The sequence below is a fragment of the Pseudomonas sp. URMO17WK12:I11 genome (assembly GCF_007677725.1).
Classification (GTDB): domain Bacteria; phylum Pseudomonadota; class Gammaproteobacteria; order Pseudomonadales; family Pseudomonadaceae; genus Aquipseudomonas.
The window spans coordinates 402,642-422,048 of record NZ_VEDF01000004.1 but is presented as its reverse complement, the minus strand read 5'-3'; the positions used below and the strand labels follow the sequence as shown (position 1 = coordinate 422,048).

The following is a 19,407-nucleotide window of genomic DNA, read 5'->3' as shown; positions in this document are numbered from 1 at the left end:
ACTGGCTGGGAGGGGGAGGCTCAAGCTGCAAGCTTGCAGCTCGTCGCTTGCCTCAGCCCTGACGCATCATGTCATAAAGCTCGTTGAGCAGCTTGCGGCGGCTGAACACCAGCTGCCAGCGATGTCCGCCCAGTTGACGCCACAGGCGGGCGGCGCGGATACCGGCCAGGAGCAGGGCGCGGATCTTTGAAGCATTGCTCGGCTGCTGGAGAAAACGCATGTCGCCGTGAACCTGAATACGTTGGCGCAGCGTACTCAAGGTATCCTGGTACAGCCCGCCGGCCGATGCGATGACGTTCTCGTGCACCAGGCCGAAATGATCGGCCTGGGACTGGATCTGTGGCAGGCGATTACCGATGGTGTCGAGCAGGTCGCCGCGTTTGTGCAACTGGCGCTCCAAGCCCAGCATCGACAGGGCATAACGCAGAGGTTCACGCTGCAGGCTGCTCGGATCGCGCTCCAGGGCGCCGACCAGGGCGCGGTAGCCATCGCGCAGGTTGAGGTCGTCGCCGCCAAACACCTCCAGCGTGTCCTTGGGGTCGCGCACCAGCAGGCTGCCGAGCATGCAGCCTATGTCCGCCTCGCTGGCCTGCCCGGTGCGGGCGATGCGATCGACCAGTACCGCGGCTTGGAAGACGCCGCCAAGGGCAGTCAGTTGCTCCTGCAGCGTGCTCATGCGCGCGGGCTCCATGGCTCTGCGGTTTCGATCACACCGCCACCCAGGCACACTTCGCCGTCATAGAACACCACCGACTGGCCCGGGGTCACCGCGCGCTGCGGTTCATCGAAGACGGCGCGGTAGCCGGTTTCGGTACGCTCCAAGGTGCAGGACTGATCGCCCTGGCGATACCGAACCTTGGCCGTCAGCTGGCGCGGGCGGCTCAGGTCGATGGGGTTGACCCAAAAGATTTCCGAGGCGAGCAGGGCGCGGGAGAACAACCATGGGTGCTCGTTGCCCTGGCCCACCACCAGCACATTGCGGGTCAGGTCCTTGTGCAGCACATACCAAGGCTCGTCGCTGGCATCCTTGAGCCCGCCGATGCCCAGGCCTTGGCGCTGGCCAATGGTGTGGTACATCAGGCCATGATGGCGGCCGATCACTTCACCTTCAGTGGTTTCGATGTCGCCGGGCTGGGCGGGCAGGTATTGCTTGAGAAAATCGCTGAAACGCCGCTCGCCAATGAAGCAGATGCCGGTGGAATCCTTTTTCTTGGCAGTGGCCAAGCCGTGTTTTTCGGCAATGGCGCGCACTTCGGGCTTTTCCAGTTCACCGACCGGGAACAGCGTGCGGGCGATTTCGGCACCGCCAACGGCATGCAGGAAGTAGCTCTGGTCCTTGTTCGGGTCCAGGCCCTTGAGCAACTCGGTGAGCGTGCCGGTATCGCGGCGGCGAACGTAATGGCCGGTAGCGATCAAGTCGGCGCCCAAGGACAGGGCATAGTCGAGAAAGGCTTTGAACTTGATCTCCCGATTGCACAGGATGTCCGGGTTCGGCGTGCGACCTGCCTTGTATTCTTCAAGGAAGTGCTCGAACACATTGTCCCAGTACTCGGCGGCGAAGTTGGCGGTGTGCAGCTTGATGCCGATGCGGTCACAGACAGCCTGGGCATCGGCCAGGTCTTCGCGGGCGGTGCAATATTCGGTGCCGTCGTCTTCTTCCCAGTTCTTCATGAACAGCCCTTCCACCTGGTAGCCCTGCTCGATGAGCAAGAGGGCGGAGACGGAAGAGTCCACGCCGCCGGACATGCCGACGATGACGCGGGTCTTGGCGGGGTCTTTGAGTGCTGGGCTGGTCATGGTTACCGGTGTGTATCTAAGGGGGAAAAGCGCCGAGTCTATCAAACCCGCAGCGCCGCGTCAGTCGCGCAGCAGGTCGAGGCTGTGCAGCGGGCCGTTGAGGTAATCGTCCAGACAGCGCGGCACCAGCTCGCTGCGCCAGCGGGCAGGGTCTGCCAGCAGTTCTTCGCGGGTCAGCCAGACGGCGCGGACGATGTCGCTGTCCAGCGCGAGGTCGTGGTGGTGACGTACCGGCCGTGCGGCGAAGCAGATGCGCTGGTAGGTCACGCCGTTGCTCGGAGCGGTATACAAATAGATGCCGACCACACCGCTGAGCTGCACTTCCCAGGCTGTTTCTTCGAGGGTCTCACGCAATGCGGCTTGGGCAATGGTTTCGTTGGGTTCGAGGTGGCCAGCGGGCTGGTTGAACACATGCTGGCCAGCTTTGAATTCTTCGACGAAGAGAAATTTGCCTTCGTCCTCCACAATAGTGGCGACGGTAATGTGCGGATGCCAAGACACGGTAGATCGCTCCTGATTGGCTGCAAGCTGCAAGTAGTCGGATCCAGCTGCAGCCGGAGCGCCTTCACTTGTAGCGTGCCGCTTGAAAGTTGCCGCTTGAAAAAGCACAAACCCCGGTGCGTGGCCGGGGTCTGGGCGGTTACTTCAAGCGAGCCTTACAGCGCAGCGATGGCACTGTTGAGGGTCTGGCTTGGGCGCATCACCTTGGCGGTCAGCTCGGCATCCGGGGCGTAGTAGCCACCGATATCGGCCGGCTTGCCCTGGACCGCGTTGAGCTCGGCGACGATGGTGTCCTCGTTCTCGCTCAGGGTCTTGGCCAGTGGGGCGAAGCGCGCCTGCAGGGCGGCATCGTCAGTTTGTGCAGCCAGGGCCTGGGCCCAGTACAGGGTCAGGTAGAAGTGGCTGCCGCGGTTGTCGATACCACCGACTTTGCGCGATGGCGACTTGTTGGTGTCGAGGAACTTGCCGGTAGCCTGATCCAGGGTATTGGCCAGGACCTTGGCGCGCGGGTTGTCATAGGTGTTGCCCAAGTGCTCCAGGGAAGCTGCCAGGGCGAGGAACTCACCCAGCGAATCCCAGCGCAGGAAGTTCTCTTCCACCAGCTGCTGCACGTGCTTGGGCGCCGAACCACCAGCACCGGTCTCGAACAGCCCGCCGCCGTTCATCAGTGGCACGATCGACAGCATCTTGGCGCTGGTACCCAGCTCCATGATCGGGAACAGGTCGGTGAGGTAGTCGCGCAGCACGTTGCCGGTCACCGAGATGGTGTCCTTGCCTTCGCGGATACGGGCCAGGGAGAACTTGATGGCCTCGACCGGCGCCAGGACACGGATATCCAGACCGCTGGTGTCGTGATCCTTGAGGTACTTCTGCACCTTCTCGATCATCACGCCGTCATGGGCGCGGGCTGGGTCCAGCCAGAACACGGCCGGCGTGTCGCTCAGGCGAGCACGGTTGACTGCCAGCTTGACCCAGTCCTGGATCGGGGCGTCTTTGGTCTGGCACATGCGGAAGATGTCACCGGCTTCGACCTGCTGCTCGAGCACGACCTTGCCTTTGCCATCGACCACGCGGACCACGCCGTCGGCCTGGATCTGGAAGGTCTTGTCGTGGGAGCCGTACTCTTCGGCCTTCTGCGCCATCAGGCCAACGTTCGGCACGCTGCCCATGGTGGTCGGATCGAAGGCACCATTGGCCTTGCAGTCTTCGATGGTGGCCTGGTAGATGCCGGCGTAGCAGCGATCCGGGATGATCGCCTTGGCATCCTGCAGTTCGCCAGCGCTGTTCCACATCTTGCCCGAATCACGGATCATCGCCGGCATCGAGGCGTCGACGATGACGTCGCTTGGCACGTGCAGGTTGGTGATGCCCTTGTCGGAGTTGACCATCGCCAGGGCTGGACGCTCGGCGTACAGGGCCTGGATGTCGGCTTCGATCTCGGCCTGCTTGTCGGCTGGCAGGTCCTTGATGCGGGCGTACAGGTCACCGATGCCGTTGTTGGCGTTGAAGCCGACTTCGGCCAGCGCGGCGGCGTGCTTGGCCAGCACGGCGTCGTAGAAGGCTTCGACGATGACGCCGAACATGATCGGGTCGGAAACCTTCATCATGGTAGCTTTCAAGTGTACCGACAGCAGCACGCCGGACGCCTTGGCGTCGGCGATCTGCTCGCCGATGAAGGCCTTCAGCGCTTTGCGACTCATGGTGGCGCAATCGACGATTTCAGCGGCCTTGACCGCGGTCTTGGCCTTGAGCACGGTGGTGGTGCCATCGTTGCCGACCAGCTCGATGCGCAGGCTGTCGTCGGCCTCGATCAGGGCAGCTTTTTCGCTGCCGTAGAAGTCGCCGCTGCTCATGTGGGCAACGTGGGATTTGGAGTCGGCTGCCCAGGCGCCCATTTTGTGCGGGTGTTTGCGGGCGTAGTTCTTGACCGACAGCGGCGCACGGCGGTCGGAGTTGCCTTCCCGCAGTACCGGGTTCACGGCCGAACCCTTGATGCGGTCATAGCGGGAGCGCGATTCTTTCTCGGCTTCGGTGGACGGCTCGTCGGCGTAATCAGGGATGTTGAAGCCCTTGCCTTGCAGTTCCTTGATCGCGGCCTTGAGCTGCGGCACCGAGGCGCTGATGTTCGGCAGCTTGATGATGTTGGCTTCAGGGGTGGTAGCCAGCTGACCCAGTTCCGCCAGGTGATCGCCTACTTGCTTCTCAGCGCCCAGTTGCTCCGGGAAGGCGGCAAGGATACGGCCAGCCAGGGAGATGTCGCGAGTTTCGACGGCGATGTCAGCCGAAGCGGTGAACGCCTCGATGATCGGCAGCAGCGAGTAGGTGGCGAGGGCAGGGGCTTCGTCGGTGAAGGTATAGATGATCTTGGAACGGGTGGGCATGCGGGTTAACTCTCTGTGTGCTGAGCGTGCTCGAGTCTCGTGGTGCGCAGGGTAGGCGCATCGCCCTGGCAATGCCATGAGCGGAAAGTCGAGAGGCTGCGAGCTGTGATGGTGGATGCATCAGTCGAGCGTCAAGTGCCGAGCTGCGGTAACAGCCCAGGCTGGGTGGCCAGGCGTCGTGCCTTGATGGCCGAGGGCGGTCCGCATTTCCTGGGATTCGCCCCGATGACCCTTCGGTCGCGGCGCAGTATATCAAACCCATCAGGCAATTCAGCAAGGCGAAGTGACATCGGCGCCATTTATAAGACCAAAGACGTAGCCGCAATGTGGTGTATTGCCGCAGCGCTTGCAGGTGGGCGGATGTGGTTTAGGCTCATTGGATCGCATGATGTCCAATCACATCCGACAGCGGAGTAGTGCAAGCATGGGATACCAGAAAATCCAGGTGCCGACCGACGGGGCGAAGATCACCGTCAATGCCGACCATTCGCTCAACGTGCCTGACAACCCGATCATTCCCTATATAGAAGGTGACGGCATCGGCGTCGATGTTTCGCCAGTGATGATCAAGGTGGTCGATGCCGCCGTTCACAAGGCTTACGCCGGCAAGCGCAAGATCGCCTGGATGGAGGTCTATGCCGGCGAGAAAGCGACCCGGGTGTACGACCAGGATACCTGGTTGCCCCAGGAAACCCTGGATGCAGTCAAGGAGTACGTGGTTTCGATCAAAGGGCCCCTGACCACGCCGGTAGGCGGCGGTATACGCTCGCTGAACGTGGCCCTGCGTCAGCAACTGGACCTGTACGTATGCCTGCGCCCGGTGCTCTGGTTCGAAGGTGTGCCAAGCCCGGTCAAGCGCCCGGGCGATGTGGACATGGTGATCTTTCGCGAAAACTCCGAGGATATCTACGCCGGCATCGAATGGAAGGCAGGCTCGCCGGAAGCTGACAAAGTCATCAAGTTTCTCAAGGAAGAAATGGGCGTTACCAAGATCCGCTTCGACCAGGACTGCGGCATCGGCGTCAAGCCCGTGTCGCGCGAGGGCACCAAGCGCCTGGTGCGCAAGGCCCTGCAGTACGTGGTCGACAACGACCGCGAGTCGCTGACCTTGGTGCACAAGGGCAACATCATGAAATTCACCGAAGGCGCCTTCAAGGACTGGGGCTACGAAGTGGCGCGTGATGAATTCGGCGCGCAGTTGCTCGACGGCGGGCCATGGATGACGTTCAGCAATCCCAAGAGCGGCCGTGAAGTGGTGGTGAAGGACGCCATTGCCGATGCCATGCTCCAGCAGATCCTGCTGCGCCCGGCCGAGTACGACGTGATCGCGACGCTCAACCTCAATGGTGATTACCTCTCCGACGCCCTGGCGGCAGAAGTGGGCGGGATCGGCATCGCGCCAGGCGCCAACTTGTCGGATACCGTGGCCATGTTCGAAGCCACTCACGGCACCGCGCCCAAATACGCCGGGCAGGACAAGGTCAACCCGGGCTCGGTCATCCTGTCGGCGGAAATGATGCTGCGTCACATGGGCTGGACAGAGGCAGCCGACCTGATCATCAAAGGAACCAACGGCGCGATTGCCGCTAAAACTGTGACATATGATTTCGAACGCCTGATGGAAGGCGCGCAATTGGTGAGCAGTTCCGGCTTTGGCGAGGAAATAATCAAGCACATGTAGGCAGACGAAACCGGCCGCTTGGCTAGACAGGCGGCCGGTCGTTCGACACCCGGCAGAGAGGGCGCGATCAGGCTTGCACGGCTTCGCCTTCGGAGTGGCCAACGGCACTGGCGGCGGCGACCGTGGCGGCGTCCCTGATGTTCACCGCGTGCATGCCCTTGGGCCCCTGGACCAGATCGAAGATCACGCTCTGACCGGCTTTGAGCGTCTTGTATCCGTCCATTTGAACCGCCGAGTAGTGGGCGAACAGGTCTTCGGATTTGCCCTCTTCGTTGACGAATCCATAGCCCTTGGCATTGTTGAACCACTTGACTTTACCGCTTGCCATCCCTATGTCCCTCTGCAAAGGACTCCATCACTGGAGTATCATCCACGTCATCCGCATACGAACCATGCGAAAAAATCTGGTTGACTGCGCGGATCTTTATCGCCCACGGTGGGTTCTTATTGGTTGTAACACCGTTTTGCCGATAGTCAAGGTCAGGTGGCGCGTGCGCCAGCGGCCGCGTATGCAGTCAACCCACAACCTTAACCTGTCGCTCATGATGAAATTCTTTCCATGCATGCACCCAGCGAGATTCGACTAACATTCAATCAGGATCGCCCGCAATCGAATGAGGACGACGGCTCAGGGCTTGCGGTACAGGAAGCCAAGCCGATCCTGCAGGCGCCACCGATGTACAAGGTGGTTTTATTCAACGATGACTACACGCCGATGGATTTCGTCGTCGAAGTGCTCGAAACGTTCTTCAGTCTGAACCGCGAGCTGGCGACCAAGATCATGCTGACCGTCCATACCGAGGGGCGGGCAGTGTGCGGATTGTTTACCCGTGACATCGCCGAAACGAAGGCCATGCAGGTCAACCAATACGCCAGGGAAAGCCAGCATCCGCTACTCTGTGAAATCGAGAAGGACGGTTAATCGCCGACCACTTGGGTATGAGGTGAAGCTATGTTAAACCGCGAGCTCGAAGTCACCCTCAATCTTGCCTTCAAGGAGGCCCGTTCGAAGCGTCATGAATTCATGACCGTCGAACATCTGCTGTTGGCACTCCTGGACAATGAGGCTGCCGCGACCGTTCTGCGCGCCTGTGGCGCTAATCTCGACAAACTCAAGCACGACCTGCAAGAGTTCATCGACTCCACCACGCCGCTGATCCCTGTCAACGACGAAGACCGCGAAACCCAGCCCACCCTGGGCTTCCAGCGGGTGCTGCAGCGTGCCGTTTTCCACGTGCAGAGCTCCGGCAAGCGCGAAGTCACCGGCGCCAATGTGCTGGTGGCGATCTTCAGCGAGCAGGAAAGCCAGGCGGTTTTCCTGCTCAAGCAGCAAAGCGTGGCCCGTATCGATGTGGTCAACTACATCGCCCACGGCATCTCGAAGGTGCCCGGTCACGGCTCCAATGCCGAGAGCGATCAGGAAATGCAGGACGAAGAAGGTGGCGAGACTTCTTCCTCGAGCAACCCCTTGGACGCTTACGCCAGCAACCTGAACGAACTGGCACGCGCCGGCCGCATCGATCCGTTGGTCGGCCGTGAGCAGGAGGTCGAGCGCGTGGCGCAGATCCTCGCGCGGCGCCGCAAGAACAACCCGCTGCTGGTCGGGGAGGCCGGTGTCGGCAAGACTGCCATCGCCGAGGGTCTGGCCAAGCGTATCGTCGACGGTCAAGTGCCTGATCTGCTGGCCCAGAGCGTGGTGTATTCCCTTGACCTGGGCGCGCTGTTGGCCGGCACCAAATACCGCGGCGATTTCGAGAAGCGCTTCAAGGCGCTGCTTGGCGAGCTGCGCAAGCGCCCGCAGGCCATTCTGTTCATCGATGAAATCCACACCATCATCGGCGCAGGCGCGGCATCGGGCGGGGTGATGGACGCTTCCAATCTGCTCAAACCGCTGCTGTCGTCTGGCGAAATACGCTGCATTGGCTCGACCACGTTCCAGGAGTTCCGCGGCATCTTCGAAAAAGACCGCGCGCTGGCGCGGCGCTTCCAGAAGGTCGATGTCAGTGAGCCGTCAGTTGAAGACACTGTCGGTATCCTGCGCGGGCTGAAGGGTCGCTTTGAAAGCCACCATAACATCGAGTACAGCGACGAAGCCCTGCGCGCCGCTGCTGAGCTTGCCTCTCGGTACATCAATGACCGGCACATGCCAGACAAGGCCATTGATGTGATCGACGAAGCAGGTGCCTATCAGCGCCTGCAGCCTGAAGCCAATCGCGTCAAGCGTATCGATGTGCCGCAGGTTGAAGACATCGTCGCGAAGATCGCGCGTATTCCACCCAAGCATGTCACCAGCTCCGACAAGGAGCTGCTGCGCAACCTCGAGCGCGACCTCAAGCTGACGGTGTTTGGCCAGGATGCGGCGATCGACTCGCTGGCGACTGCGATCAAGCTGTCCCGCGCGGGCCTCAAATCACCGGACAAGCCGGTGGGGTCGTTCCTCTTTGCAGGCCCGACCGGCGTCGGCAAGACCGAGGCAGCCCGGCAGTTGGCCAAGGCGCTGGGTGTGGAACTGGTGCGCTTCGACATGTCCGAGTACATGGAACGCCATACCGTGTCGCGCTTGATCGGTGCGCCGCCTGGCTATGTCGGTTTCGACCAGGGGGGATTGTTGACCGAGGCCATCACCAAGCAACCGCACTGCGTGCTGCTGCTCGATGAAATCGAGAAGGCTCACCCTGAAGTGTTCAACCTGCTGCTGCAGGTGATGGACCATGGGACCCTGACCGACAACAACGGGCGCAAGGCTGATTTCCGTAACGTGATTTTGATCATGACCACCAACGCCGGCGCTGAAACCGCTGCGCGGGCGTCGATCGGCTTCACCCATCAGGATCATGCCTCCGATGCCATGGAAGTCATTCGCAAGAGCTTCACGCCGGAGTTCCGCAACCGCCTGGACACCATCATCCAGTTCGGCCGCCTGAGCCACGAGACGATCAAAAGTATCGTCGACAAGTTCCTCATCGAGCTGCAGGCGCAGTTGGAAGACAAGCGTGTGCTTCTGGAAGTCAGCGATGCTGCGCGCGGCTGGCTGGCAGCGTCGGGTTACGATGTGCAGATGGGTGCACGGCCGATGGGTCGGCTCATCCAGGACAAGATCAAACGGCCATTGGCCGAGGAAATCCTGTTTGGCGAGCTGGCCGAGCATGGCGGCGTGGTACACGTCGACCTGCGCGATGGCGAACTGGTGTTCGACTTCGAGACCACGGCCGAGGTGGCGTAGTCGTCGGGGGCGCGCTATGCAGCCCCCGATAGCTTCACAGGCACAAAAAAGCCCGGCATTTGCCGGGCTTTTTCATGGCTGAAGCTTAGCGCGCGCGGTAGGTGATGCGGCCTTTGCTCAGGTCGTAGGGCGTCAATTCAACGCGGACCTTGTCGCCAGTGAGAATACGGATGTAGTTCTTGCGCATCTTTCCGGAGATGTGCGCGGTTACGACGTGCCCATTTTCCAACTCCACGCGGAACATGGTGTTGGGCAGGGTGTCGACGACAGTGCCTTCCATTTCGAAGCTGTCTTCTTTCGACATGCAGTAGAGCCCTCGGATCCAGTGTTGGCCCGACGCATAACCGCACCGGGCAAAAAAGTGGCGTGGATTATGCCGGAAAACTGTGTGTCAAGCCAATGCTTTCAGTTCAGGGTCACCCAGCGCTGGTTTATCAACAACTCGATAGGCCGATACTGCGTCTTGTAGTTCATTTTCTTGCAGTTCTTGATCCAGTAGCCCAGGTACACCGCCTCCAGGTCCAAGCGCAGGGCCTCGGTGATCTGCCAGAGAATGGCATAGCGCCCCAGGCTGCGCCGCTCTTCGTCGGGTTCGTAGAAGGTGTACACCGCTGATAATCCGTTGGGGAGCAAGTCGCACACCGCGATCGCCAGCAGGCGGCCGTTGAAGCGAAACTCGTAGAACCAGCAGAACGGCAAGTCGCGCACCAGAAAGGTGGAAAATTGATCGCGGCTTGGCGGGTACATGTCGCCATCGGCGTGCCGAGTTTCGATGTAGCGCCGGTAGAGATCGAAGTATTCTTCGGTGAATGCCGGGCGCGCTGCCGTGACGGTCAGGTCGGCGTTGCGCTTGAGAATGCGCCGCTGTTGGCGGTTGGGGATGAACCGCGCCGCCGGGATGCGCGCCGGCACGCAGGCATTGCAGTTTTGGCAATGCGGGCGATAGAGATGATCGCCGCTGCGGCGAAAGCCCATTTCCGAAAGGTCGGCATACACATGCACGTCCATTGGCTGGCTGGGATCGAGAAACAGCGTAGTGGCCTGCTCGTCCGGCAGGTAGCTGCAGGAATGGGGCTGAGTGGCATAGAACTTCAACCGCGCCAGCTCTGTCATGATCGACCCCTTGGTGAGACGTTGCCTTAAGTGTATGCCAGCTGGCAGAACTCGCCTAGCGAACCCAGCTAGCGCTGCTGGGCTGGTCAAGGTGGGCAGCCAAGTACTCGGCGAAGCGAGCGCGGCTGATCGCGCGGGCGCCGAGGCTGTGCAGGTGGTTGGTTGGCATCTGGCAGTCGATCAGCACAAAGCCGGCCTGGCGCAGGTGCTCGACCAGCGTCACGAAGCCGACCTTCGAGGCATTGTCAGCGCGACTGAACATCGACTCACCGAAGAACAGCTGGCCGATCGCCAGACCGTACAAGCCGCCGACCAGGGTGCCGTTTTCGCGCACCTCGACCGAATGTGCGATGCCGCGCCGATGCAGTTCGCAGTAAGCGTCGCGCATGGTGTCGGTGATCCAGGTGCCGTCGGCATAATCGCGAGGTGCTGCGCAGGCATCGATGACCGCTGCAAAGTCTGTGTCGAAGCTCACCTGGTAGCGGCCTTGGCGCATCAGTTTGGCCAACGACCGTGAAACGTGCAGCTCATCGGGCACCAGCACGGTACGCGGGTCCGGCGACCACCATAGGATCGGCTGGCCATCCTGGTACCAGGGAAAGCAGCCATGACGATAAGCCTGCTCCAGGCGCTCAGGGCTCAAATCGCCGCCAGCAGCAAGCAGGCCGTTGGGGTCGTGCAGGGCCTTTTCCAGAGGCGGGAAGGTCAGCGAATCGCGGGTCAGCCAGGTGAGCATGGTCTATGGTGCGCTAGGGGAGGGGAGTGCTCAGCATGGCGTGCAGGGTGGGTGGGGTCAATGCTGGCAGAGGCATGGGCCATGGGCTGGCAGCAAATTGGGCAATTTCCTACACATTCATCAAGCCCCTGGCACCATCGGCGACATTTGCTGTCACACCTGTGCAAAAACACAGCATAAGCCTTTGTCACGAAAGAAAATGCATGCTCAAATTGCAGCCTATGAAAGTCGCCCACCCTACGAGCGCCATACGGCGTGCCGCGATGGCGGCTGGCGGGCAGTAATGTTAAAAGTAGTGGTTCCACGGCCGAGTCCCGGCCGAGCTCTACTGGACGCGCAGCACGCGCAGGAATAGACGCGTTTTGAAGAAATCCACCGCAACTCCAGCTCCTTTGCCAGTGCCCCTGTGGCGCCAGCAGTTGCACTATCGCCTGAAGGAGGGTGCGCTGATCGCGGTCGGTGCCCTGTGCCTGTACCTGTGGATGGCACTGCTGACCTACGACACTTCCGACCCGGGCTTCAGCCACACCAGCAATGTCGACCAGGTGCAGAACGCTGCCGGGCGTGCCGGGGCTTATTTCGCCGACGTCTTGTTCATGGTGCTCGGCTACTTCGCTTACATTTTTCCGCTACTGTTGGCGATCAAGACCTGGCAGATCTTCCGTGAGCGGCACCAGCCCTGGCAGTGGAGTGGCTGGCTGTTCTCCTGGCGTTTGATTGGCCTGGTGTTTCTCGTGCTGTCGGGCGCTGCGCTGGCGCATATCCACTTCCATCCGCCTGCCAGCTTGCCGTTTTCGGCAGGCGGTGCGCTTGGCGAAAGCCTTGGTGACCTGGCCCGCAGCCTGCTGAACGTGCAGGGCAGCACGCTGATGTTCATTGCGTTGTTCCTGTTCGGCCTGACCGTGTTCACCGACCTGTCGTGGTTCAAGGTGATGGACATGACCGGCAAGATCACCCTCGACCTGTTCGAGCTGGTCCAGGGCGCGGCCAGCCGCTGGTGGGAGGCGCGCAACGAGCGCAAACGCCTGGAAGCGCAGCTGCGCGAAGTGGATGAACCGGTCTTCAACCTGGCGCCAAAGGCTGCCGAGAAGCCTGAGCCTGCCGCCAAGCCGGCCTTGCGCGAGCGCATCTTCAAGCGTGAAGCCACCGCTCAGCCGGTCGAGCCGCGCGAGCCAACCTTCGACGACGAACCGATCACGCCGCGCGAGCCGACCCTGGCCCGTGAGCCTGTGGTGGCGCGCCAGGCGTTGATCGCACGCGAGCAGCCAAAGGCGCCGACGCCGACCATCGTGCCACCTTCGGCGGCACGTGCCCCCGAGCCGATCAAGCGAATCGTGAAGGAAAAGCAAGCGTCGCTGTTCGTTGACAGCGCCGTCGAAGGCACCCTGCCGCCGATCACCATTCTCGATCCGGCCGAGCAGAAGAAGATCGAGTATTCGCCTGAATCGCTGGCCGGGGTCGGCCAACTGCTGGAAATCAAGCTCAAGGAATTCGGCGTCGAGGTTTCGGTGGACTCCATCCACCCGGGTCCGGTGATCACCCGCTACGAAATCCAGCCGGCAGCAGGGGTGAAGGTCAGCCGTATTGCCAACCTGGCCAAGGACCTTGCTCGTTCGTTGGCAGTAACCAGTGTGCGGGTGGTCGAGGTTATCCCCGGCAAAACCACCGTGGGTATCGAGATTCCCAACGAAAACCGGCAGATGGTGCGCTTTTCCGAAGTGCTGGCCACACCGCAATACGATGAGCAGAAATCCCCGGTCACCCTGGCGCTGGGGCATGACATCGGCGGCAAGCCGGTGATCACCGATCTGGCCAAGATGCCGCACTTGCTGGTCGCCGGTACCACGGGTTCGGGCAAGTCGGTGGGGGTCAACGCGATGATCCTGTCGATTTTGTTCAAGTCCAGTCCGGAAGACGCGCGTCTGATCATGATCGACCCGAAGATGCTCGAACTGTCGATCTATGAAGGCATCCCGCATCTGCTTTGCCCGGTGGTCACCGACATGAAGGATGCCGCCAATGCCCTGCGCTGGAGCGTCGCCGAGATGGAGCGCCGCTATAAGCTGATGGCGGCCATGGGCGTGCGTAACCTGGCCGGCTTCAATCGCAAGGTCAAGGATGCCCAGGAGGCCGGCGAGATTATCCACGACCCGCTGTACCGCCGTGAAAGCATGGACGATGAGCCGCCCGCGCTGAAAACCCTGCCGACCATCGTCGTGGTGGTCGACGAATTCGCCGACATGATGATGATCGTCGGCAAGAAGGTCGAAGAGCTGATCGCCCGTATCGCGCAGAAGGCGCGCGCCGCGGGTATCCACCTGATCCTCGCCACCCAGCGTCCCTCGGTCGACGTGATCACCGGCCTGATCAAGGCCAACATTCCAACTCGCATGGCGTTCCAGGTGTCGAGCAAGATCGACTCGCGAACCATCATCGACCAGGGCGGCGCCGAACAGCTGCTCGGTCACGGCGACATGCTGTACATGCCGCCGGGTACCAGCTTGCCGATTCGCGTCCACGGTGCATTCGTTTCCGACGACGAAGTGCACCGTGTGGTCGAGGCCTGGAAGCAACGCGGCGCCCCGGACTACAACGATGACATCCTCAACGGCGTCGAAGAGGCTGGCAGCGGCTTCGAAGGTGGCAGCGGTGGTGGCGACGGGGACGACTCCGAAACCGACGCCCTGTATGATGAGGCCGTGCAATTCGTGCTAGAGAGCCGTCGCGCCTCGATCTCGGCCGTGCAGCGCAAGCTCAAGATCGGCTACAACCGCGCCGCGCGGATGATCGAAGCCATGGAAATGGCCGGCGTGGTAACGCCAATGAACAGCAACGGTTCGCGGGAAGTGATTGCCCCTGGTGGCCCGCGCGATTGACCGATACCTGCCGGGTTTCCTACACGACGCTCGGCTTTTCCATACGCTCAAAGAGGATTCCCATGCGCGCGATTCGCATGCTGTTGGCTTCTGCCCTTACCCTGGGCTCGGTTACTGCTTATGCCGGTGAGCAAGATGTGCAGCGCCTGACCCAGTTGCTGGAAAAGTCCCAGACCATCCAGGCCAATTTCTCCCAGCTGACCCTCGACGCAGGCGGCACCAGCTTGCAGGAAACCTCCGGCAAGATGACCGTCAAGCGCCCAGGTCTGTTTTACTGGCACACTGATGCGCCTCAGGAGCAGGTGGTGGTGTCCGACGGCAGCAATGTAACGTTGTGGGACCCGGACCTGGAGCAGGCCACCGTCAAGAAGCTCGATCAGCGTCTGAACCAGACCCCGGCACTGCTGCTCTCTGGCGATGTGTCGAAGATCAGCCAGAGTTTCGACATTACCTCCAAGCAGCAGGGTGATGTCATGGACTTCACCCTCAAGCCCAAGACCAAGGACACGTTGTTCGATTCGTTGCGGGTATCGTTCCGCAAGGGTCTGATCAATGACATGCAGTTGATCGACAGCGTCGGTCAGCGCACCAACATCCTGTTCAATGGCGTCAAGGCCAACCAGGCCGTGGCGGACAGCACCTTTACGTTCGACATCCCCAAAGGTGCCGACGTCATCAAGGAGTAAACAGAGCGCGTCATGGACCTGTTTCGAAGCGAACCTGTGGCCCAGCCTCTGGCGGCACGCCTGCGTCCTTCCAACCTGGACGAGTACGTTGGCCAGGAGCACCTGTTGGCGCGTGGAAAACCGCTGCGCGAGGCACTGGAGCAGGGTGCACTGCATTCGATGATCTTCTGGGGCCCGCCTGGAGTGGGCAAGACCACCCTGGCGCGGTTGCTGGCGCAGTTTTGTGACGCGCACTTCGAAACAGTCTCGGCGGTCCTGGCCGGAGTCAAGGAGATTCGCCAGGCGGTCGAAGTGGCCAAGCAGCAGGCCGGGCAGTATGGGCGGCGAACCATTCTCTTCGTCGACGAGGTCCACCGCTTCAACAAGTCCCAGCAAGATGCCTTTCTACCCTATGTCGAGGACGGCACCCTGCTGTTCATCGGCGCCACCACGGAAAACCCTTCGTTCGAGCTGAACAACGCGCTGTTGTCGCGGGCGCGGGTGTACGTGCTCAAAAGTCTCGACGAGCCCGCCCTGCGCAAGCTGGTCGATCGCGCGCTGACTGAAGAGCGCGGCCTGGGCAAACGCCACCTGCGGGTTGGCGATGAAGCCTTCAAGATGCTCATGGCCGCCGCCGATGGCGATGGCCGGCGCATGCTCAACTTCCTCGAAAACGCTTCCGACCTTGCCGAAGATGGCAGCGAAATCGACGTGCAGATGCTGCAAAGCCTGCTGGGCGACAGCCGTAGACGCTTCGACAAGGGTGGCGAGGCGTTTTACGACCAGATTTCTGCGTTGCACAAATCGGTACGCGGCTCCAACCCCGATGCCGCACTCTACTGGTTCGCGCGCATGCTCGATGGTGGCTGCGATCCGCTGTACATCGCCCGGCGGGTGGTGCGCATGGCCAGCGAGGACATCGGCAATGCCGACCCCCGTGCCCTGAGCCTGTGCCTGGCGGCGTGGGACGTGCAAGAACGCCTGGGTAGTCCCGAGGGCGAACTGGCAGTGGCGCAGGCAATTACCTATATTGCCTGCGCGCCGAAGAGCAATGCCGTGTATACCGGCTTCAAGGCCGCGATGCGTGAGGCCGCCGAGCACGGTTCGCTGGAAGTGCCGCTGCACCTGCGCAATGCCCCGACCAAGCTGATGAAGCAGTTAGGCTATGGCGATGAGTACCGCTATGCCCATGACGAGCCCGACGCCTACGCGGCCGGTGAAGACTACTTCCCAGACGCGCTTGAGCCGCGGCAATACTACCAACCCGTGCCGCGAGGCCTGGAGTTGAAAATCGGCGAGAAGCTCCGCCATTTGGCCGATCTAGACCGCACTAGCCCGCGACAGCGGAGAAAACCATGATTGCGCTGATTGCCGCCGTAAGCGCCGGCGGGGTAGCTGGCACGTTGCTGCGTTTTGCCACCGCCACTTGGGTCACCGCCCAGTGGCCACGGCATTTCTATCTGGGTACGCTGGCGGTCAACCTGCTCGGTTGCCTGCTGATCGGCTTGCTGTACGGCCTGTTCCTGCACAAGCCGCTGGTGCCTGTCGAGTTGCGCGCCGGCCTGATCGTGGGGTTTCTCGGCGGTCTTACCACTTTTTCCTCCTTCTCGCTCGATACCGTGCGCCTGCTTGAAAGTGGGCAAGTGCCGCTTGCATTGGGCTATACCAGTATCAGCGTAGTGGGCGGGCTATTGGCCACCTGGGCCGGCCTGTCCCTCACTCGCTTCTGAACCAACACCTACCTATAACGAGAGAACGATATGCTCGATTCCAAACTGTTACGCGGCCAACTTCAGGAAGTGGCGGATCGCCTGGCCTCCCGTGGCTATAGCCTGGATGTCGCGCGCATCGAATCACTGGAAGAGCGCCGCAAGACGGTGCAGACCCGTACCGAGCAGCTGCAGGCCGAGCGTAATGCCCGCTCCAAGTCGATTGGCCAGGCCAAGGCCAAGGGCGAAGACATCGCGCCGCTGATGGCCGACGTCGAGCGCATGGCCAACGAGCTGGCGTTGGGCAAAACCGAACTGGACGCGATCCAGGCCGAGCTCGATGGCATCTTGCTCACCATCCCGAACCTGCCGGACAGCAGCGTGCCGGTCGGTGCCAGCGAAGACGACAACGTCGAAGTACGCCGCTGGGGTACGCCGCCTGCCTTCGATTTCGACATCAAGGATCATGTGGCCCTGGGCGAAATCAGCGGTGGCCTGGACTTCGAAGCTGCCGCCAAGCTTTCCGGCGCCCGCTTCGCCGTGCTGCGCGGCCCCATCGCACGCCTGCACCGCGCCCTGGCGCAGTTCATGATCAACCTGCACACCGGCGAGCACGGCTACGAGGAACACTACACCCCGTACCTGGTGCAAGCGCCTGCGCTGCAGGGCACCGGGCAGTTGCCGAAGTTCGAGGAAGACCTGTTCAAGATCACGCGCGAAGGCGAAGCCGATTTCTACCTGATCCCGACGGCCGAGGTGTCGCTGACCAACCTGGTGGCCGAGCAGATCCTCGATGCCAAGCAGCTGCCGCTCAAGCTGGTGGCCCATACCCCGTGCTTCCGTAGCGAGGCCGGCGCATCAGGCCGTGACACCCGCGGCATGATTCGTCAGCACCAGTTCGACAAAGTCGAGATGGTCCAGGTGGTCGAGCCGGGCAAGTCGATGGAAGCGCTCGAAGGCCTGACGGCCAATGCCGAGCGTGTGCTGCAGCTGCTCGAGCTGCCATACCGGGTGCTGGCCCTGTGCACCGGCGACATGGGCTTTGGCGCCGTCAAGACCTATGACCTGGAAGTGTGGGTGCCCAGCCAGGACAAATACCGCGAAATCAGCTCCTGCTCGAATTGCGGCGACTTCCAGGCGCGACGCATGCAAGCGCGCTGGCGCAACCCGGAAACCGGCAAGCCGGAGCTGGTGCATACCCTCAACGGTTCGGGGCTGGCTGTAGGCCGTACGCTGGTGGCGGTGCTGGAAAACTACCAGCAGGCGGATGGCTCGATCCGTGTGCCAGAAGTGCTCAAGCCTTACATGGGCGGCATCGAGGTCATCGGCTAAATGGATTACCTGCCGCTGTTCCACAAGTTGCAGGGCGGCCGTGCGTTGGTCGTCGGCGGCGGCGAGATTGCCTTGCGCAAGGCGCGCTTGCTGGCCGATGCCGGCGCCGCGCTGCGCGTGGTCGCGCCGGACGTCGACGGCCAACTGGCCGCATTGGCCCGCGAAGGGGGCGGTGAGGTGCTGGTGCGCGGCTATCAGGCTGCGGACCTGGCAGGTTGCCGACTGGTCATCGCCGCCACCGACGATGCGCAGCTCAACGCCCAGGTATCGGCCGATGCACAGGCGCTCAGCGTGCCAGTGAACGTGGTCGATGCGCCAGCCCTGTGCACGGTGATCTTTCCGGCCATCGTCGACCGTTCGCCCCTGGTCATCGCGGTGTCCAGTGGCGGCGATGCGCCAGTGCTGGCACGGCTGATCCGGGCCAAGCTCGAGGCGTGGATTCCCGCCGCGTACGGTGAGTTGGCAGGCTTGGCTGCGCGTTTTCGGCACACGGTCAAATCGCTCTATCCGGACGTCAATCAGCGCCGTGGCTTCTGGGAGACGGTTTTTCAAGGCCCGATTGCCGAGCGCCAGTTGGCCGGACAGGGTGGCGAAGCCGAGCGGATGTTGCAGGCCATGGTCGACGGCGCGCCGATGCAGCAAGGAGGCGAGGTGTATCTGGTGGGCGCGGGGCCGGGCGATCCGGACCTGCTGACTTTTCGCGCCTTGCGGCTGATGCAGCAGGCCGACGTGGTGCTGTACGACCGTCTGGTGGCCCCGGCGATCATCGAGATGTGCCGGCGTGATGCCGAGCGCATCTATGTCGGCAAGCGCCGGGCCGATCACGCCGTACCCCAGGACCAGATCAACCGTCTGCTGGTCGACCTGGCGCAGCAGGGCAAGCGGGTACTGCGCCTCAAGGGCGGCGATCCGTTCATCTTCGGCCGAGGTGGCGAAGAGATCGAAGAGCTGGCCGAGCAGGGTATCCCATTCCAGGTGGTGCCAGGCATCACCGCGGCCAGTGGTTGCTCGGCGTACGGGGGCATACCTCTCACCCATCGCGATTACGCCCAGTCGGTGCGCTTCGTCACCGGGCACCTCAAGGACGGCTCCAGCAACCTGCCCTGGCATGATCTGGTGGCTCCAGCCCAGACCCTGGTGTTCTACATGGGATTGGTTGGACTGCCCACCATCTGCGCGGAACTGATTCGTCACGGTCGTGCGGCCAGCACTCCGGCTGCGCTGGTGCAGCAGGGCACGACGCGCAATCAACGGGTATTCACCGGTACCTTGGCGGACCTGCCTGATCTGGTCGCCCGGCATGAGGTGCATGCGCCTACGCTGGTGATTGTCGGGGAGGTGGTGCAACTGCGCGAGAAACTGGCCTGGTTCGAAGGCTCACAAAACAGCTGAA

Annotated in this window: 17 protein-coding genes; 9 read left to right on the top strand and 8 right to left on the bottom strand. The window is 61.9% G+C overall.

What is annotated here, in order from left to right; genetic code table 11:
• Nucleotides 1-52: 52 nt before the first annotated feature.
• The 4 genes from hflD to FS665_RS10680 all read right to left on the bottom strand — a co-directional run bounded on the left by hflD (nucleotide 53) and on the right by FS665_RS10680 (nucleotide 4,679).
• The gene (gene hflD, locus FS665_RS10695) at nucleotides 53-676 is read right to left on the bottom strand and encodes a high frequency lysogenization protein HflD (protein WP_145187417.1); all 624 of its coding nucleotides are present in this window, start codon (nucleotides 674-676) and stop codon (nucleotides 53-55) included.
• Nucleotides 673-1,797, bottom strand: coding sequence for a tRNA 2-thiouridine(34) synthase MnmA (gene mnmA, locus FS665_RS10690; protein WP_145187414.1), 1,125 nt, complete (start codon nucleotides 1,795-1,797; stop codon nucleotides 673-675). Before mnmA ends, hflD begins: the two co-directional genes overlap by 4 nt.
• Nucleotides 1,798-1,857: 60 nt before the next feature.
• Nucleotides 1,858-2,298, bottom strand: coding sequence for an NUDIX hydrolase (locus FS665_RS10685; protein ID WP_145187411.1), 441 nt, complete (start codon nucleotides 2,296-2,298; stop codon nucleotides 1,858-1,860).
• Between the two features lie 155 nt (nucleotides 2,299-2,453).
• Complete coding sequence (locus FS665_RS10680) at nucleotides 2,454-4,679, bottom strand: NADP-dependent isocitrate dehydrogenase (RefSeq protein WP_145187408.1); 2,226 nt, start codon at nucleotides 4,677-4,679, stop codon at nucleotides 2,454-2,456.
• 424 nt (nucleotides 4,680-5,103) lie between these two features.
• On the opposite strand from FS665_RS10680, the gene icd reads away from it, so the two are divergent.
• Nucleotides 5,104-6,360, top strand: a complete 1,257-nt coding sequence (icd, locus tag FS665_RS10675) for an NADP-dependent isocitrate dehydrogenase (RefSeq protein ID WP_145187404.1) — start codon at nucleotides 5,104-5,106, stop codon at nucleotides 6,358-6,360.
• A gap of 67 nt (nucleotides 6,361-6,427) precedes the next feature.
• Here the strand turns inward: icd and cspD are convergent, their stop codons facing one another.
• Nucleotides 6,428-6,688 (bottom strand): cold shock domain-containing protein CspD, encoded by a 261-nt coding sequence (gene cspD, locus FS665_RS10670; protein ID WP_145187401.1) that lies wholly within the window; start codon nucleotides 6,686-6,688, stop codon nucleotides 6,428-6,430.
• A 231-nt stretch (nucleotides 6,689-6,919) separates the two neighbouring features.
• Between cspD and clpS the strand changes: the two genes are divergently transcribed.
• Nucleotides 6,920-7,282: an ATP-dependent Clp protease adapter ClpS gene (clpS, locus tag FS665_RS10665; RefSeq protein ID WP_003251220.1), complete on the top strand. Its 363-nt coding sequence runs from the start codon at nucleotides 6,920-6,922 to the stop codon at nucleotides 7,280-7,282.
• Nucleotides 7,283-7,312: 30 nt separating this feature from the next.
• Nucleotides 7,313-9,583, top strand: coding sequence for an ATP-dependent Clp protease ATP-binding subunit ClpA (clpA, locus tag FS665_RS10660; RefSeq protein WP_145187398.1), 2,271 nt, complete (start codon nucleotides 7,313-7,315; stop codon nucleotides 9,581-9,583).
• A gap of 85 nt (nucleotides 9,584-9,668) precedes the next feature.
• Here clpA and infA read toward each other — a convergent pair whose 3' ends face one another.
• The 3 genes from infA to aat all read right to left on the bottom strand — a co-directional run bounded on the left by infA (nucleotide 9,669) and on the right by aat (nucleotide 11,432).
• Nucleotides 9,669-9,887 carry a translation initiation factor IF-1 gene (infA, locus tag FS665_RS10655; protein WP_002553999.1) on the bottom strand — a complete coding sequence of 73 codons (219 nt, stop codon included), beginning with the start codon at nucleotides 9,885-9,887 and terminating at the stop codon, nucleotides 9,669-9,671.
• A 101-nt stretch (nucleotides 9,888-9,988) separates the two neighbouring features.
• Entirely contained in the window at nucleotides 9,989-10,696 is a 708-nt protein-coding gene (locus FS665_RS10650) for an arginyltransferase (RefSeq protein ID WP_145187395.1), read from the bottom strand.
• A 55-nt stretch (nucleotides 10,697-10,751) separates the two neighbouring features.
• Nucleotides 10,752-11,432 (bottom strand): leucyl/phenylalanyl-tRNA--protein transferase, encoded by a 681-nt coding sequence (aat, locus tag FS665_RS10645; RefSeq protein ID WP_145187392.1) that lies wholly within the window; start codon nucleotides 11,430-11,432, stop codon nucleotides 10,752-10,754.
• Nucleotides 11,433-11,794: 362 nt separating this feature from the next.
• Here aat and FS665_RS10640 point away from each other — a divergent pair, with 362 nt between their 5' ends.
• The 6 genes from FS665_RS10640 (at nucleotide 11,795) to cysG (ending at nucleotide 19,406) form a co-directional block, all read left to right on the top strand.
• Nucleotides 11,795-14,308, top strand: a complete 2,514-nt coding sequence (locus FS665_RS10640) for a DNA translocase FtsK (protein WP_178108325.1) — start codon at nucleotides 11,795-11,797, stop codon at nucleotides 14,306-14,308.
• Nucleotides 14,309-14,370: 62 nt separating this feature from the next.
• A complete protein-coding gene (gene lolA / locus FS665_RS10635; RefSeq protein WP_145187389.1) occupies nucleotides 14,371-14,994 on the top strand; it encodes an outer membrane lipoprotein chaperone LolA in 624 nt (207 codons plus the stop codon).
• Nucleotides 14,995-15,006: 12 nt separating this feature from the next.
• On the top strand, nucleotides 15,007-16,332 hold the full coding sequence (locus FS665_RS10630) for a replication-associated recombination protein A (RefSeq protein WP_145187386.1): 1,326 nt from the start codon (nucleotides 15,007-15,009) through the stop codon (nucleotides 16,330-16,332).
• Entirely contained in the window at nucleotides 16,329-16,703 is a 375-nt protein-coding gene (crcB, locus tag FS665_RS10625) for a fluoride efflux transporter CrcB (protein ID WP_145187383.1), read from the top strand. Before FS665_RS10630 ends, crcB begins: the two co-directional genes overlap by 4 nt.
• 30 nt (nucleotides 16,704-16,733) lie before the next feature.
• On the top strand, nucleotides 16,734-18,014 hold the full coding sequence (gene serS, locus FS665_RS10620) for a serine--tRNA ligase (protein ID WP_145187380.1): 1,281 nt from the start codon (nucleotides 16,734-16,736) through the stop codon (nucleotides 18,012-18,014).
• Entirely contained in the window at nucleotides 18,015-19,406 is a 1,392-nt protein-coding gene (cysG, locus tag FS665_RS10615) for a siroheme synthase CysG (RefSeq protein ID WP_145187377.1), read from the top strand.
• Nucleotide 19,407: the final 1 nt, after the last annotated feature.